The 16,443-nt window shown below is 37.1% G+C and carries 21 protein-coding genes; 4 read left to right on the top strand and 17 right to left on the bottom strand.

The annotated features are described in order from the left end of the window. Positions 1-79 precede the first annotated feature (79 nt). The 4 genes from DKG77_RS01545 to DKG77_RS01530 all read left to right on the top strand — a co-directional run bounded on the left by DKG77_RS01545 (position 80) and on the right by DKG77_RS01530 (position 4,749). Positions 80-562 (top strand): GNAT family N-acetyltransferase, encoded by a 483-nt coding sequence (locus DKG77_RS01545; RefSeq protein WP_109659535.1) that lies wholly within the window; start codon positions 80-82, stop codon positions 560-562. A 33-nt stretch (positions 563-595) separates the two neighbouring features. After that, positions 596-1,846 (top strand): aspartate kinase, encoded by a 1,251-nt coding sequence (locus DKG77_RS01540; RefSeq protein WP_109659533.1) that lies wholly within the window; start codon positions 596-598, stop codon positions 1,844-1,846. A 77-nt stretch (positions 1,847-1,923) separates the two neighbouring features. Beyond that, complete coding sequence (locus tag DKG77_RS01535) at positions 1,924-3,720, top strand: GNAT family N-acyltransferase (protein ID WP_109659531.1); 1,797 nt, start codon at positions 1,924-1,926, stop codon at positions 3,718-3,720. Between the two features lie 12 nt (positions 3,721-3,732). Further along, positions 3,733-4,749, top strand: coding sequence for a carboxypeptidase-like regulatory domain-containing protein (locus tag DKG77_RS01530; protein ID WP_109659529.1), 1,017 nt, complete (start codon positions 3,733-3,735; stop codon positions 4,747-4,749). 18 nt (positions 4,750-4,767) lie between these two features. Here the strand turns inward: DKG77_RS01530 and DKG77_RS01525 are convergent, their stop codons facing one another. From DKG77_RS01525 to serS, 17 genes are all read right to left on the bottom strand, one after another. Then, positions 4,768-5,190, bottom strand: a complete 423-nt coding sequence (locus tag DKG77_RS01525) for an arsenate reductase ArsC (RefSeq protein ID WP_207785426.1) — start codon at positions 5,188-5,190, stop codon at positions 4,768-4,770. A 13-nt stretch (positions 5,191-5,203) separates the two neighbouring features. After that, entirely contained in the window at positions 5,204-5,695 is a 492-nt protein-coding gene (locus DKG77_RS01520) for a GNAT family N-acetyltransferase (RefSeq protein ID WP_109659525.1), read from the bottom strand. 9 nt (positions 5,696-5,704) lie between these two features. Continuing rightward, positions 5,705-6,202: a DUF6428 family protein gene (locus tag DKG77_RS01515; RefSeq protein WP_109659524.1), complete on the bottom strand. Its 498-nt coding sequence runs from the start codon at positions 6,200-6,202 to the stop codon at positions 5,705-5,707. Positions 6,203-6,204: 2 nt separating this feature from the next. Beyond that, positions 6,205-6,528, bottom strand: a complete 324-nt coding sequence (locus tag DKG77_RS01510; RefSeq protein WP_109659522.1) for an ArsR/SmtB family transcription factor — start codon at positions 6,526-6,528, stop codon at positions 6,205-6,207. 82 nt (positions 6,529-6,610) lie between these two features. Beyond that, positions 6,611-7,045 carry a TM2 domain-containing protein gene (locus DKG77_RS01505; protein ID WP_109659520.1) on the bottom strand — a complete coding sequence of 145 codons (435 nt, stop codon included), beginning with the start codon at positions 7,043-7,045 and terminating at the stop codon, positions 6,611-6,613. A gap of 55 nt (positions 7,046-7,100) precedes the next feature. Beyond that, entirely contained in the window at positions 7,101-7,487 is a 387-nt protein-coding gene (locus DKG77_RS01500) for a VOC family protein (protein ID WP_109659518.1), read from the bottom strand. A gap of 37 nt (positions 7,488-7,524) precedes the next feature. Then, positions 7,525-7,980, bottom strand: a complete 456-nt coding sequence (locus tag DKG77_RS01495; RefSeq protein ID WP_109659517.1) for a DUF1801 domain-containing protein — start codon at positions 7,978-7,980, stop codon at positions 7,525-7,527. Between the two features lie 7 nt (positions 7,981-7,987). After that, positions 7,988-8,494 (bottom strand): DUF4199 domain-containing protein, encoded by a 507-nt coding sequence (locus tag DKG77_RS01490; protein ID WP_109659515.1) that lies wholly within the window; start codon positions 8,492-8,494, stop codon positions 7,988-7,990. Positions 8,495-8,591: 97 nt separating this feature from the next. After that, positions 8,592-9,005, bottom strand: a complete 414-nt coding sequence (locus DKG77_RS17205) for a response regulator transcription factor (protein ID WP_109659513.1) — start codon at positions 9,003-9,005, stop codon at positions 8,592-8,594. Between the two features lie 9 nt (positions 9,006-9,014). Further along, positions 9,015-9,947, bottom strand: coding sequence for a 2-hydroxyacid dehydrogenase (locus DKG77_RS01480; RefSeq protein WP_109659511.1), 933 nt, complete (start codon positions 9,945-9,947; stop codon positions 9,015-9,017). Between the two features lie 14 nt (positions 9,948-9,961). Continuing rightward, complete coding sequence (locus DKG77_RS01475) at positions 9,962-10,327, bottom strand: cupin domain-containing protein (RefSeq protein ID WP_109659509.1); 366 nt, start codon at positions 10,325-10,327, stop codon at positions 9,962-9,964. A 52-nt stretch (positions 10,328-10,379) separates the two neighbouring features. After that, entirely contained in the window at positions 10,380-11,732 is a 1,353-nt protein-coding gene (mgtE, locus tag DKG77_RS01470) for a magnesium transporter (protein WP_109659507.1), read from the bottom strand. Beyond that, positions 11,719-12,591, bottom strand: a complete 873-nt coding sequence (rsmA, locus tag DKG77_RS01465) for a 16S rRNA (adenine(1518)-N(6)/adenine(1519)-N(6))-dimethyltransferase RsmA (RefSeq protein WP_109659505.1) — start codon at positions 12,589-12,591, stop codon at positions 11,719-11,721. Before rsmA ends, mgtE begins: the two co-directional genes overlap by 14 nt. An 18-nt stretch (positions 12,592-12,609) precedes the next feature. Then, entirely contained in the window at positions 12,610-12,918 is a 309-nt protein-coding gene (locus tag DKG77_RS01460; RefSeq protein ID WP_165819329.1) for a gamma-glutamylcyclotransferase family protein, read from the bottom strand. Positions 12,919-12,922: 4 nt separating this feature from the next. Then, positions 12,923-13,240, bottom strand: a complete 318-nt coding sequence (locus tag DKG77_RS01455) for a DUF4286 family protein (RefSeq protein WP_109659501.1) — start codon at positions 13,238-13,240, stop codon at positions 12,923-12,925. A gap of 35 nt (positions 13,241-13,275) precedes the next feature. Next, the gene (locus tag DKG77_RS01450) at positions 13,276-15,060 is read right to left on the bottom strand and encodes a tetratricopeptide repeat protein (RefSeq protein ID WP_109659499.1); all 1,785 of its coding nucleotides are present in this window, start codon (positions 15,058-15,060) and stop codon (positions 13,276-13,278) included. 78 nt (positions 15,061-15,138) lie between these two features. After that, the gene (gene serS / locus DKG77_RS01445) at positions 15,139-16,410 is read right to left on the bottom strand and encodes a serine--tRNA ligase (protein WP_109659497.1); all 1,272 of its coding nucleotides are present in this window, start codon (positions 16,408-16,410) and stop codon (positions 15,139-15,141) included. Between the last annotated feature and the right edge of the window lie 33 nt (positions 16,411-16,443).

Genomic DNA, 16,443 nt, shown 5'->3' with positions numbered 1-16,443 from the left:
GTGTATTTTGTGATACTACATCGTTTTCGTTAAAGTAAAGTTTTTGATTTTTATAACTTTGAGTTTTATTTATAACAATATGGATTTTTCAATCAGAGATGCCAAAAAGGAAGATATGGGTCAAGTACTGCAGCTTGTTCAAGAGTTAGCAGCATTTGAAAATGAAGATAATGCAGTTGAAGTCACTAAAGAGGACTTGGTCAAAGACGGATTTGGAGAAAATAAACGATTTCATTGTTTTGTAGCTGAAAAGGAAGAGGAGATTGTGGGGATTGCTCTAGTATATCCCAGATATTCTACATGGAAAGGACCGGTTATACATTTAGAAGACTTAATTGTTTCTGAAAAAATGCGCGGAAGCGGTTTGGGTACGGCTCTTTTGAATGAAGTAGTAAAATATGGCCATAAATTAGGCGTTAGAAGAATCTGTTGGGAAGTATTGGATTGGAATGAACCGGCCATTAAGTTTTATGAAAAAAAGGGCGCCAAGGTAATGCGAGATTGGGATGTTGTTCAGCTTGATGAATTGGGTATTAGTAAGTACATAAACAATATAAATTAACCCTCTAAAGGGATAATATAGAACTGAAAATAAATGAGAATTTTTAAGTTTGGCGGGGCTTCGGTCAAAGATGCTGATAGTATTAGGAATGTTGTAGAAGTATTGCAGGAAGTTGGGCATAAAGATACTTTAGTTGTGATTTCGGCAATGGGAAAGATGACCAACGCCATGGAGAAAGTTGTGACTTCTTATTTTGAGGATAAACAATCCATAACAACTTCCATACAAGAGGTTATAGATTATCATGACAATATTTTATTCGACTTGTTCGAAAACAAAAATCACCCTGTTTATAATAAGGTAAAACTCCTGTTTGATGAGGTTAAAGGGTTTTTAACCTGGAACAAGTCACCAAAGTATGCCTTTGTTTATGACCAGGTTGTTGGGTATGGAGAATTGGTTTCCACGACCATAGTAAGTGAATACTTTGGAGAAGTTGGAATCCCAAATGTTTGGCAAGATGTTCGCAATCTCATTAAAACGGACAATAGCTATAGGGATGCTTCTGTTAATTGGGAACGGACCCAGAAAGAAGTTACAGAAAAAGTGGACATGTCTAAATTGAACATTACCCAAGGTTTTTTGGGAAGCGATGACAATAATTTTACCACCACTTTAGGCAGAGAGGGGTCGGATTACTCCGCAGCGATTTTAGCTTACTGCCTTAATGCAGACTCTGTAACAATCTGGAAAGATGTTCCAGGGGTTCTAAACGCGGACCCAAGAAATTTTAAAGAGACCCAATTGCTTGATCAAATCTCATACAGAGAGGCAATAGAATTGGCATTTTATGGAGCTTCTGTAATCCACCCAAAAACTCTTCAGCCACTGCAAAGAAAAGAGATTCCATTGCATGTAAAATCTTTCATTGCCCCTAATGGTGATGGAACAACAGTGGGCAAGGGAGAAGACATATCACCTAGAGTACCTTGCTTTATAGTAAAAAAGAATCAAGTGTTAATAAAGCTATCTTCCTTGGATTTCTCATTTATCATGGAAGATAATATTAGTGAAATCTTCAAATTGTTTCATCATCATAAAATGAAAGTGGATTTAATACAGAATTCTGCTATCAGTTTCTCCGTTTGTTTGGACAACAAGTTTAATGGGCTTCAACTTATGTTGAACGAACTAAAACGAAAATTTAAGGTGGTTTGCCATGAAGATGTTTCTCTTTATACCATTAGACATTTTAATGACAAGGCTGTAAAATCGCTTCAAAATGGAAGGTCCGTACTAGTGGAACAACGTGGTAGAGAGACAGTTCAGCTCGTTGTAAAGTAAAATGTCAAAAACTATATTTTCTCCAAAAACCTAATAGTGGTAATTTTCTATCTTTACGCTTACCTAATTTTTGTTTTATGGGGTTGGTTTCTGCGAAAGAGGTGGCAAAAGTCATCAAACTGGACAGGTATGGTTTTTTAGGCACCTTCGTTGGATGGCTCTTAATGGTCGCCACAAGGATTACAGGGATAAATAGATTTTACAATAAAAATAAGTCACTTCAGGGAAGAGATTTTTTAGAAGCTATCCTAGATCACTACGAGATTGATTTTGAGATTCCCGAAGAGGATTTAAAGCGCCTTCCAAAAGGCGGACCTTACATTACAATCAGCAATCACCCATTAGGCGGAATTGATGGAGTGTTGTTGTTAAAACTTATGCTTCAGGAGAGGGAGGATTTTAAGATCATAGCTAATTTTCTGCTGAATCGAATTGAACCGATGAAGCCTTATATTATGCCGGTGAACCCTTTTGAGAACCATAAGGACGCCAAAAGCAGTATTGCAGGTTTTAAAAATGCGCTTTTACACCTTAGAGAGGGTCATCCTTTGGGTATTTTCCCTGCTGGTGAAGTCTCCACTTACAGAGATGGAAAATTAGTAGTGGACAAACCATGGGAAGAGGCAGCTCTGAAACTCATTAGAAAAGCGGAAGTTCCCGTGGTCCCCATATATTTTCATGCCAGAAACAGTAGACTCTTTTATAGGTTATCTAAGATTAACGATGTTTTTAGAACTGCTAAACTACCATCTGAGGTTGCATCTCAAAACAGAAGACCAATAAAGGTTCGCGTGGGGCAACCTATATCTGTAAATGCTCAAAAGGAAGAGCAAACGCTTGAATCTTTCACAGAACTATTAAGGAAAAAGACCTATCTCTTGGCCAATGCTTTTGAGAAAGAACGACTAATTGATAAAGTGCCTACAACCTTAAAAATTCCAAAGCCACCAAAAAAAATAGCTACTGCAGTAGGTTCTGAAGTATTGCAGGGTGAAATAGAAAAGTTAAGAGAAAAGGATTGCCGGATGCTTCAAAGTAAAAACTATGAAGTATATCTGGCCCAAGAAAAGGACATGCCTTTTATTTTAAATGAAATTGGAAGGCAGCGTGAAATAACATTTAGAGAAGTAGGAGAGGGAACGAACAATGCTGTTGATTTAGATGAGTTTGATTCTTACTATCACCATCTTTTTCTTTGGGACGATCAAGAGAAAGCTGTGGTTGGAGCCTACCGCATGGGACTTGGTTCTCAAATATTCAAAAAATACGGTATTGATGGATTCTACCTTCAGGATTTATTTCGTTTTGAACCAGAACTCTATGGAATGATGGAAAAATCCATTGAAATGGGAAGAGCTTACATTGTAAAAGAATACCAGCAAAAACCAATGCCTTTGTTCTTATTGTGGAAGGGAATCGTACATACCACCTTAAGGCACCCAGAGCATAAGTATTTAATTGGCGGGGTAAGCATCAGTAATCAGTTCTCCAACTTTTCAAAATCGTTGATGATCGAGTTTATGAAATCCAATTATTGGGACCCTTATGTAGCACAGTACATAAGACCAAAAAAGGAATTTAAAGTGCTTTTGAAGGATGCAGACAAGGAATTCGTTTTTGATGAGACCCAAGCGGATTTAAACAAGTTTGATAAACTTATCAATGAGGTGGAGCCAGGAAGTCTACGTTTACCGGTCTTAATAAAAAAATACATCAAACAAAATGCAAAGGTTGTTGCTTTTAATGTTGATCCACTGTTCAACAATTCTGTGGATGGGTTGATGTACATAAAAATTGCAGACTTGCCAGAAAGTACGGTAAAGCCAGTAATGGAAGAGTTTCAAGCAGAATTGGAACGTAAATTAAATCACTAGTTTTTCAGTTGAATGCCGTTTACAAAATCGTTAATATTTACTTTATTTTTCCTCTTTGTATTTTTTGCGCAAAGTCAAGAAATAGTTGGGTCGGTTGTTGATAAGGTGACCAAAAAACCAATTGATGGTGCTTCGGTTTACTTTGATGGTAGTTCTACTGGCACCATAACAGATCAGCAAGGTAATTTTAAAATTAAGCTGTTATATAAGAACAATGCCACTTTGGTAATACGCTTCTTAGGGTATGAAACCAAAAAAATTGTAAACCCTGAAGAGTCCTCCGAACTTAAAATTGAGATGAGGGAATCAATAGAGAATTTAAATGAAATCGTTGTTACATCGGATCCATTCTCTCGTAAGCAAAAGCTAAAGGTTTTTAAGTTGGAATTTTTAGGGGACACCAAAGGTGGACGAAACAGTACAATTGTGAATGAAGATGAAGTAAAGTTGTTTTTTAATACCTATGATAATACGCTTTCTGCATATTGCAACAAACCTTTGATCATTCAAAATGATTATTTGGGTTATGTTGTAAACTTTGATATTGAAGAATTTAAAATTTTCTTCAAGAAAAGGAGTCTAGAACGAACAGATAATATTTATCATACTGTATATGATGGCTCCACTCAATTTTATGATGTCTCTTCCAATGACCTAAAAATAAGGGAACGCAGGGAAAAAGCATATTTGGGTTCTGCCATGCATTTCATGAGGTCCTGTTGGGATGGGGATTTTAAAAATCAAAATTTTGAACTGAAACGTGGGTTTAAGCCGGTGTCAATTCAAAAATTCTTCTCTAAAAAAAGCCCGAATGAGGATTTGCAAAACATTCAGTTTTTAAGTGATAAATACGTGATTTATCACAAGAAAAAAGGGAATTATAGATCAACTTTGAGCATAAACAATCTTGATACAATCTATACTTTGGATAGGTATGGAAACTATTCTCCCTTTCAAGAAATAATTTTTGGAGGGTACATGGCCAATTTTCGAATAGGGGAAATGCTACCCATAGATTATGGGCTTTAAGTAGTCAAATAGGCACATTTAGTTAACCAGTTCTTCCTTTACAAAGTCATGGCAAAATGCTTTTATTTCTTCCCTTGTTTTTAAGAATGCAGCGTGTTTTATCTCCTGTGTGCCATTAACTTTGGAAGGGTCAGAAAAGTTGTGATGAATTCGTTCTGCGTTTTTCGCCGGAATAAAAGGACAATTTTCTTTGGCATGATCACAAACGGTAATAATATAATCCCATTCTATACCCTCATATTCATCAACGTTGTTCGATGTATGAGATGTAATATCTATCCCGTCTTCTTGCATTATGGAGACCGCTCCCGGGTTTAGTCCATGAGTTTCTATCCCTGCACTATAAATGGTCGCCAAAGAATCTTGAAAATAATTTAAATACCCGTGCGCCATTTGACTTCTACATGAATTCCCGGTGCACAATACCAGTACATTTTTCATTTTTTTAATATGATTATTCTGTTCCTATGGTTTTACTTCTTTTTTCAAATAACAGATTGTCTTTCCAGTTGCCATGAATCTTTCCTACCTGTTCACGCCGGCCAATAAACCTGAATCCCACTTTTTTATGAAGGTATATGCTTGCTTCGTTCTCCGGAAAAATTCCAGATTGTATTGTCCAAAACCCGGCTTTTTCGCTCTCGGAGATTAGTTGTTCCAAAAGTAGTTTCCCAACGCCCATGCCTCTGCTTGCTTCACCAATATAGACACTTACTTCTCCAACGCCCCCATAAACACATCTACTTGAAACGGGGGATAAAGCAGCCCAGCCATGAATTTCACCATCTTTTTCGGCAACCAATCTGCATTGCTCTACATGTGCTTCGTTCCAGCTTTCAAAACTGGGAACGGTTTGCTCAAAGGTTGCAAAACCGGTCGCAATGCCTTCAGCATAAATCTGGGAGACCTTCTCCCAATCCGAAACCTTCATTTCACGGACCTGCATAGTACTTTATTAGCAACAACCACTTTCTGGAGCACAGGAACCGGAAGTTTCTGCAACAGCCTCTTCCGATGTGTCCATAACACCACAGGTCTCTTTTGCTTTACAATCTGTCTTTTCTACAGAAAGCTTTAAAACTATGGATTTGTCATCCATGGTATAATCATGCACAAAGAGCTGAGCTGTATGAAAACCTGGATTGCTATACTCAAACTTTATTTCGGCATCTCTTATCATAGGTTTAATCCCATCCACTTTGTTGAGGATGCCCAAGGCCTTGTAGGCAGACATAAATTCCTTTTTATCTTTTTCCTTTGGACTTTCCCATAATTGTACAATGGTTTCTTTCCAAAAATCCGTTCCTGTTCCACAATCTACGGAGTCGACGGTGATATTTTTAATTTCGGTAATATGGTAATTAGCTCCTACGAATTTACCTTCAGCATATTCAAAAAGTAAGCTTTTGTTCTGATGTTGTTTTAGCAATGATAGAAATTCTGATGTATTCATGATTAACAGCAATTATAATTAATATTGGTAAAAAACGTATTAAAAGAATTTTGTAATTCTCCCCAACGTTCTTCATTGATACAGTAGCAAAGGTTTTTGCCTTCAAAGGTTCCTTTTAAAAGCCCTATTTTCTTTATTTCGTTTAAATGTTGAGATATGGTAGGTTGTGAAAGTCCAATAACATCCACTAAATCATTACATATGCAATTTTCCTGTCTGCTTATATATTCTAAAATTGCTATACGAGCAGGGTGGGCCAGAACTTTGGCAACTTGCGCCAACTCATTTTGTGTTACAGAAAACATATGTGTTTTAGAGGCTCCCATTGTTAATTGAAATATTATATTGCAATATTACGATAATAATAGTAAATAAAAAAGCCAGAGTGTTTTTTCTCTGGCTTTTTATTTAGAACCAAGGCTTTTTTCCAGCCTGATATGTGTTGTAAAATTCTTCATCTGATTTGGTAAGGTAGATGATACCCTCAATAATACCTATGGCCCAAGTTGCCATTAATAAAAAATAACCTACAACAAAGCATGCTGTTGCATAACCTACAATTGTTATAATTAAAAGAATAACACCTTCTTTATTATAACCTAATATAAATTTGTGAACACCTAGAGAACCAAAAATAAGGCCTAGAATACCTGCTAGAATTTTCTTGTTGTCCCCGCCGGCATTTTTGATTCCCTCTTTAAACTCATTAGCAGTTTTTTTGGCTTCATCAGCGAAATCCCCAGCGGCTTCTTTGGCATCTTCAGCAGCATCCTTTGCAGCTTCTTTGGCTTTGTCAAAGGCTTCTTCTGCCTTATCTCCTAAGTCTTTGTTTTCTTCAGACATGGTAATTGTTTTTTGTTGGTTAAACGAGTATTAAAATTAAGGATTATTTTAATAGCTACAGAAATGCTTTATCAACAGGTTCCCAAAGCTCTAATTTGTTGCCTTCTGGATCCAAAATCCATCCAAATTTTCCATAATCATACTCTTCAATCTTACCAACAATAGTGACGCCTTCATCTTTTAGAACTTTTAAAAGCTCCACTAAGTTTTCTACCCTAAAGTTCATCATGAACTGTTTTTCGCTTGGCTGAAAATAGGTGGTGTCGTCTTTGAAAGGACTCCATTGCGTTGAACAATCGTTGCCTTCCTTGTCTTTCCACCAAAATGTACAACCGTATTTATCGGTGTTCAATCCTAAATGGTTTTTATACCATTCTTTTATGTGATCAGGGTCTTTTGTTTTAAAGAAAAACCCTCCTAATCCTGTTACTCTATTTTTCATGATCGTGGTGTTTTAATCTCCGCTAAGGGAAACCTAATTACTGTTTTACGTTTTTTTCGTATAAGGCGATCCATGCTTTTGGGGTCATTTTTTGGCATAGTTCCGCAATAAGCTGGTAAGGAATATTTTCCATTTTTTTAAATCGAATGCAACTTTTGCCCATATCCAATTTGGTTTTTACATATTTTGGATATTCCCCAACAAACCAGTCCAGTAATTCTTTGTCCGCATAAATTCCGGAATGGTAGAGTGCTACAAAGTTTTTTTGCGAAGCTATATTTATAAATGGCAAAGGTAGTTTTGGGTCACAGTGGTACCCTGGTGCATATAGAGAATGTGGAACCACATAGCCTATCATCTTATAACTGATACATTCTTGAAAACCAGTAGGCAAATTTGTTTTTACAGTTTCTCGTAATTTAGAAATTACGACTTTACGTTCTTCAGGCAACTTGTTAATGTATTCGTCTGGCGTGCTGGCATCTATAGTCATGCTGAAATTATTTTCGTTGTAGTATCAATGCTGAGATTAGAGTAATTATAAATCCGATTACAAAAACGGTCATGGCCATTAACCCAAAAGAAAAAAGAGGGTTGGAAAATACTTCCCTTTGTGATTCTAGCTCGGCCAATTTTATTTTAAATTCTTCTGGAGGCAAGGAAGTTCTATTATTCTCAATAACCGTGTCATAATATTGAGCGGCAAAATCTGGATTGAGGACCTCGGTATAAAAAATATCAAGAATCCCAAAAGCTAAGGCCGTGATGAGGCTAATGAGTATACCAATGATCAGTGCTTTTTTAAAACTTACTTTACCTTGATTTTCTTTATCTCTGAAATGTTTAATGCCTAAATAGACAAACCCTAAGGATAAAATCATGGATGCATAACCTATTACTTCTTGGGTAGAAAATGGTAAATCACCCAATAAGAACCAGCTTATTAAAAAGAGAATACAGATGGTGATAGCACCATAAAGTCCAAATCTTAGTACCGTTTTTTTCATGATCAGTTGTTTAAATGGTTAGTTAAAAGTAATATCGGAAATAAGTTTGGGAGTCATACTAAAGTACCAAAACCAACATAAATGGCATCAAAATCAATCAAATGGCTAAAATATGAAGGTCTTTGGCCTTCTGTATTGCCTGAGTACGTCTTTTGGCATCTAACTTCAATAAGAGATTGGATACATGCGTCTTTATGGTACTTTCTGAAACAAAAAGTTTTTCCGCAATTTCCTTGTTGGATAAACCATTGGAAATTTGAACAAGCACTTCATACTCTCGTTTGCTAATACCAAGCTGTTCTATGTTTTTAGAATTTATGGGAGATGATAGTTTTTCTTTTCGAAGCGTTTTTTTGTTAATGTAAACTCCAATTACAAAGAAGACAATTGCAATAATGGCTATTATTATTTCAAGCGAAATATCTCCAGAAACATAAGAATACTTACTCAGTTGGAATAGAACAAGCAATGCTATAATAAGCGAAGAAAAAACGAAAATGGTCTTTTTCACCTTATAAAATTAACAAAATCTAGCCTTGATTTTGTCTACAATGGTCTGGGCGAGCTTTTCTTTGCTCTCAATGGTCCATCCTGCAACGTGAGGTGTTAACAGAACATTTTTGGCTTTTCGCAAATATTTGAACGCTTTTGGCTTTTGGGCGAACATGTTTTCGAAAGACTTTTTTTCGTACTCCAAAACATCCAATCCAGCACCTAGGATTTTTTCTGACTTTAAACCGGTGACCAAATCTTTGGTAACAACACATTTTCCACGTGCAGTATTTATCAACCAAAAAGGCTTATGAAAAGCATTTATAAATTTAGAGTTGACCATTCCTGTGGTCAGTTCTGTTTGTGGAACATGAAGGCTCACAATATCTGACCTCTGCTGAAATTCCATAATTCCCACCTGTCTTGCGCTATCATCGCCAACACCTCCAACAATATCATAACATATGATTTCTACATTAAAGCCTTTGAGTTTTTGTGCAAACGCCTTGCCCATATTTCCATAACCTATAATGCCGACTGTTTTACCATCCAATTCTACCCCACGGTTACCTTCGCGGTCCCATTTTCCTTTTTTCACCTCTCTATTGGCCTTGGTCATTTTGTTCATTAGGGACAACAACATTCCTAAGGTATGTTCACCAACGGCATTTCGATTTCCCTCTGGGGCAGATGCTAGGAATACATTTTTTTGTTTAGCATATTCGGCATCTATGTTTTCTAAACCGGCTCCAAGTCTTCCTATAAACTTTAGATTTGTGGCTTTGTCAAAGAATTGTTGATCTAGGGTAAACCTACTTCTAATAATTACTCCGTCGTACAAATGGATTTTTTTTTCAATCTCTTCTTTGGTAGCGGTATAGTCTTCATGATTTTCAAAACCCAAATGGGTAAATTGTTCAAGAAGTAATGGATGGTTGATGTCTAGGTGGAGAACTTTCATGGGCTAAATATACCCTAAATTTTAGGGTACTCAGTTTGAGTCATTTCGTGTTGAATGTCACCTGTATGAGCTGTATTTTGTTTTTCAAAAAGTAATAGATGGACTTCTTCGCCATTTTTTGTTTTAGGATTATGCTCCACCCCTTTTGGCACAACAATAATCTCACCTTCCTTTACGACCTCGGTCCTATCTCTAAACTGCATGTACAGAGTGCCTTTAATTACCTGAAAAAGCTCGTCTTCATTTTCATGTGAGTGCCAAACAAACTCCCCTTTGATCTTAGCTAGGATTACTTGCATATCATCAACCGTGGCTATTTGATGTGGGTGCCACTGCTTGTCAAATTTGGTGTGTTTTTGCTTAAGATTGATAGGTTTCATGTAACTTATAATTAATTAGCAGGTATTGTAAAGGTTACTACAATTAAAGATACTAAATTCCCAAAACTAGCTTGGCGATCCAAAAGTAAATTAAGATGCCAAAAATATCATTACTAGTAGTAATAAATGGGCCGGTTGCGATAGCAGGGTCTATTCCTCGTTTATCTAAAAAAAGTGGTATAAATGTGCCTATTATTCCAGCTACAATAATTACAACAACCAAGGAGATGGAAATGGCCAAGGCTGTCAAAAAATCACCTTTCCAAATCCATGTAAAAATTAAGAGCAAAGCGGCAAGTATGAGTCCATTCAACAAAGCCAATAACATTTCTTTGACCAAACGGTTACTGATACTTCCCTTTAAATCATCATTGGCAAGACCTTGAACGATAATGGCACTGGATTGTACCCCAACGTTACCGGCCATTGCCGCAATCAATGGGGTAAAGAAAAAGAGAATGGCATGCTTTGCGATCATTTCTTCAAAACCGCCCATTATAGCAGCAGCACCTAGCCCGCCAAAAAGCCCTAGAATTAGCCAAGGCAAACGAGCTCGCGTAAGTTCCCAAATACTATCATCTGCCTCAACATCTTGATAAATACCAGCAGCCAATTGGTAATCTTTATCCGCTTCTTCTTTTATAACATCAACAATATCATCAATCGTAATACGCCCGACCAATCTTCCTATTTCATCAACCACAGGAATAGCTTCCAAATCATATTTGGACATAATCTTGGCTACTTCTTCTGACTTTTCATTAACATTTACGTAATCTACTTTTGCAATGTAAACATCTCTTATATGGGTCTTTGTAGAGGTTGTTAATAAGTCTTTTAATGAAAGTCTGCCTTTAAGTTTGTCTTCATCGTCTACTACATATATAGAATGTACTCTAGTAACATTTTCTGCTTGGGAACGCATTTCTTTTACACAAGTGAGCACGTTCCAGTTTTCTTTGACTTTCACCAATTCTTTGGCCATGAGCCCACCGGCCGTATCGTCATCATAACGTAAAAGATCGACAATGTCTTTGGCGTGTTCCTTATCTTCTATTTCGGAAATCACCTCTTGTACAATGTCTTTTGGAAGCTCACTTACAATATCCGCAGCATCATCTGTATCCAATTCTTCCAATTCACCGGCAATCTCCTTTACAGAAAGGTTTTTAAGTATGGATTCCCGCAAATCCTCATCCATTTCGGCAAGAATATCAGAGGTCTTTTCGCTATCAAGAAGTTTAATGAGATAAGTGGCCTCATCTTTAGTAAGTTCCTCTGCAATTTCTGCAATATCTGCATAGTGGAACTCCTTCATCATCAACCTAAGGTTAGCGTTCTTTTTGGTCGCTATTAGTTGCTGAATCTGTTCTATTAGCTCATCTGTGAGTTTAAACGGAATCATTGGCTATCTTCTGCGTTAGCGTTATAAAATCGGCTACACTTAGCTGTTCTGGGCGCTGGTCAAAGATAATATCTTCTTTTAGATTATCAGAAAGGTTAAAAGTTTTAAGGCTATTACGAATGGTCTTTCGTCTTTGGTTAAAACTAGCTTTTACAATTTTAAAAAATAAATGTTCGTCACAAGGCAGCTTTAGGTTTTCTCTCCTGGTTAGGCGCAATACCCCGGATTGTACTTTTGGAGGTGGATTAAATACCTGTGGCGGCACCGTAAATAGGTATTCTGCTTCATAAAATGCCTGGACCAGCACAGAAAGGATTCCGTAGGTTTTGTTTCCGGGTTTTTCGCAAATACGTTGTGCCACTTCTTTCTGGAACATTCCAGAAAACTCTGGAACCTGTTGCCTCATTTCAAGCATTTTAAAAACTATCTGAGTAGAAATGTTGTAGGGAAAATTGCCTGTAATAGCAAATTGTTCTTCACCAAACAATTGCTGTAGATTGAACTTTAAAAAGTCCGCTTCTATAATGTTTAATCGGTTGTTTTTTTCGAATACTTTTGGATGTTCTAAACGAAAGCTATGATTAAGGTATACAATGGATTCCTCATCCAAATCCATGGCAACCAAATCTATATCTTTAAGCAGTAGATATTTAGTGAGAACTCCCATGCCTGGGCCAATCTCAATAACGTTGGTATAATCTTTTAGGGAAAGTGTGTCCGCAATTTGTTTGGCAATGTCTTCATCTATAAGAAAGTGCTGTCCTAAATGTTTTTTGGCCCTTACCGCAGCTTCATCTTGCCCATTTGTGAATTTCTTTGGTTTACCACTACCAAACTTCTTTTTATTTTTTTTGGACACTGAACGTTTTTTTGCAAGTTAATGTGAATTTCCGATATACAACCAGGCCTCAATACCAGATTCCAATTTTACTTTTTTCCGTTTGTATGCGCTGGTTTCGTATACATCAGCTTTTCTTAAATCCAATGTGGTTACTCTGTAGACTTTTCCTTCAACCTTGTTTTTAAAATCTTTGGTCTGCACTACCAATGAATATCTTTCGTATACTGCATTATCCAGTCGTTTAAATCCCAATAAAAAATCCGTTTTTCCATCCAGAACACGACCAAATATATATTTTTGTACCTGCAAATCTTGCAGTGTGCCATATGTAAAAAGGTAATCCAAAATACTATGGAATCTGTTGGCTAATGATTTCCAATTCTGTTCTGAAGGCTACAAATTTGTTAGAAAACAATTTCATAGCATCCCCTCTAAGCCTTTCGGCATCTTCTTTATAGTACAATTCCAGAGTCTGCCTATCCTTAGTTGTGTATTGAACAGAATATGTAATCCCTCCCATATCTTCTTCAATTAGGACCTTGGCCATTTTTGCATGAGAAAATTTGCCAGTGGCAAGCATATCTGGAACATGTTTGTCCCTCATCCATATGAGCCATTGATCATGGACGCTTTCGTCTATATTGATTGTGACGTTGTAAATGAGCATTAACGTTGGGTTTTATGGCTCAAATGTATAGAAGTTTAGTTTATTGCATCACCTCTAAGCCTTCTAAATTGTTTTCGTGCCTTTGGAAAGTAATAACTGTCCTGATAATTGTAAATAATTTTTTCATAGTGGGTTTTTGCTTTCTCCGGTTCATTTAAAATGTTTCGGTACAATTCTCCCAATGCAAAATGGGCATCATCTGCCAAAATACCATCAGCATAGAAACCCGTTATTTTTTTATAATTGAATTCTGCACTTTCATAGGCCTTTTGAGCCTCTAAAAGCTGCCCTTGTTTAAGTAGCGCTTCGTCCTCAATTTTTTCGCCTTTATGATTCTGTAGGATATCTTCCAAAGCCTCAATGGCCTGTTTGTTTTTATTCTGATATGCCAGAAGGTCCGCTCTTGCATATTTTTTGAGGGCAGTTTGTGTAGAATCCTCTAGAGAATTATCAGATATTAAAAGACTTAACTGCATGGCATCATTGGCGATAAGCTGAGAGGTAGAACCTCTTAGCACTTTTAACTGCGTTAGCGCCCAATCAAAATCACCTTTGTAAAAACTGGTCTGGGCTACTTTAAAACGCGCATCTTGACCTAAAACGTCGTTCTTTAAGCTCTTCTGGATCTGCGTGAAATAAATGAGAGCTTGATTAAATTTTTGGTCATATACCAGGATGTCACCTAAGGCCAATTTTACATAGGCAACCCCCATGCGCCCTAAAGGAAGTCTTAGGCTTTCTTTAAGCATGGCGATTGCAGGTGCAGGAGTTTCTTTTTTAAAAGTGAGGAAATTGGCGTAAGCAATTTGAAGTTGCAATGTGCGGCTTTGGTTTCCATATTCCCCAATCAGCATTTGAAATTTCTTTTCTACGGCATCCAATTTTTTTCCATTGGCATCTTCAAGCTCAATATCAATTAGATGAAGCTCGGCGTTCAGTTTGGAAACGGGGTCGTTGCTATTGTCCACAACGTATTCAAAAATGGTAGTGGCGTTTTTATAGTCCTTATCTTCCAAAGTGATCTGTCCAAGGTTTTCCATACGATCTAAGGAAGTTTGATCTGTTCTCTTGTATATGGCCTTTTCTTGGCTAAAAGCGTTGTTGTATTGTTTTTGTTGAATAAAGAGCCAGCTAAGCAGTTCGTTCCAAAGTGTGTTGGGATTTTTCTGAGCATTTTTGAGCAATACTTTTCTCAGCAAGATGTTATTGGGATTGGAAGGGTCTTCCGAAATAAAATCATCAACGTTTCGTAGGATATTGGATCGTGAGGTTCTTCCCTCATAAATCAAGTTTAAGTAGGACTGATACATTTTTTCAATATTGCCTTGTTCTCCATAGATTCGGGCCAATTGATAATCGTAGTTCAAATCTGGTTTAAGTGTCATAGCCCTTGTATAGGCCAAAAGAGCTTGATCCAACAGTGCATATTTTTGAAAACGGTAACCTACACTATATCCAAAATTTGGGTTTTCATCAATTTTTGCTATTGCACGATCATAGTAAATGGCCGCTTTTTCAGGTTGATCTTGCAAGGTGTAGTTATAACCCAATTCTATGAAAAAAGTGGGGAAAGCATGCGTATCTTCAATTTTTTTCAGCAAGAAACTTTCCGCATCGCCATAACGTTCCAATTGTTGATAACATGCGACTAAACCTTCTGAATAATCTGTACGCCTTGGGTTTTTCTTGACTAGCTTTTCATAGAAAACCAATGCTTTGTCATAGTCACCATCATTAAAATACTGTTTGGCCAAAAAATCTTCTTGTGACTGGACCGAAGAAAGAAAAAGGAAAGAAATAAGAAATAAAATGTACCGCAATAGCTCTTTTTATTTCAAATATAACGTAGAAAAACGCCTAAATCTGTTAAGTGATTCCAAATAAAAGGGGAAATCCTGCTAATCAATCATATTAAAACCACAATAAGGAACTAAAACTTCTGGAATTTTGATGCCATCTTTGGTTTGATAATTTTCCAATATTCCGGCCAAAACCCTGGGCAATGCCAAAGAACTGCCATTTAGGGTATGCGCCAGTTGACTTTTTCCATTCTCATCCTTAAATCGCAGTTTTAATCGATTGGCCTGAAAAGTTTCAAAATTGGATACCGAACTAATTTCCAACCATCTGTCTTGAGCCGTTGAAAAAACTTCAAAATCAAAGGTTAGGGCAGAGGTAAAACCTAAATCACCACCACAAAGACGCAGCACTCGGTAAGGTAATTTTAATTCTCTTAGAATGTTCTTAACATGTTCTACCATCCCATCCAAAGCTTCGTATGAAGTATTGGGGTGTTCTATACGAACAAGCTCAACTTTATCAAATTGGTGAAGCCTGTTTAACCCTCTTACATGGGCACCATAACTTCCCGCTTCTCTTCTAAAACATGGTGTATATCCAGTGTATTTAATAGGGAAGTTTTCTTGAGGAACAATGTCGTTCCTGTGCAAATTCGTAATGGGCACTTCGGCGGTTGGAATAAGATAAAGGTCATCTGCTTGAACATGGTACATTTGCCCTTCTTTATCGGGTAACTGCCCTGTGCCATAGCCAGAAGCTTCGTTTACCATATGCGGTGGTTGTACTTCTAAGTAACCTGCGTTGGTATTTTTGTCCAAGAAATAAGCAATCAGTGCACGTTGTAAACGCGCTCCTTTACCCTTGTATATTGGGAATCCTGCACCGGTGACTTTCACTCCCAATTCAAAATCAATGATATCATACTTTTTGGCCAGTTCCCAGTGGGGCAATGCATTTTCAAAAAGCACGGGAATGTCACCTTCACGGAAAATCTCCTCATTGTCCTCATCTGAATTTCCTGCTGGAACAGACTTATGGGGAATATTTGGAATTTGGTATAAATGCTCCTGTAAAGCCGCACTTGTTGCATTTAAATCTTCTCCCAATTGTTTGGAAGCTTCTTTAAGGCCAGCGGTTTGTTCCTTTAGCTCATTGGCCTCTTTTGCTTTTCCAGATTTAAAAAGCATTCCAATTTCTTTGGAAAGCCTGTTGGACTCAGCCAAAGTGCTATCTAATTCTGTTTGAATGGAGCGTCTTTTTTCATCTAAATCCAGTATAGCAGATAGAATGGGCTCTGCATCAAGATTTCGCTTTTTCAGCGCGGTGATGATACTTTCCTTGTTCTCTCGAATTGTCTGTAATTGAAGCATGGCCCTGTTTTGAACCGCAAATTTAAGTCAATC

This window comes from Flagellimonas aquimarina, from assembly GCF_003149745.1.
GTDB classification, from domain to species: domain Bacteria; phylum Bacteroidota; class Bacteroidia; order Flavobacteriales; family Flavobacteriaceae; genus Flagellimonas; species Flagellimonas aquimarina.
The sequence above is the reverse complement of the archived record's forward strand: the minus strand, read 5'-3'. Positions and strand labels throughout refer to the sequence as shown.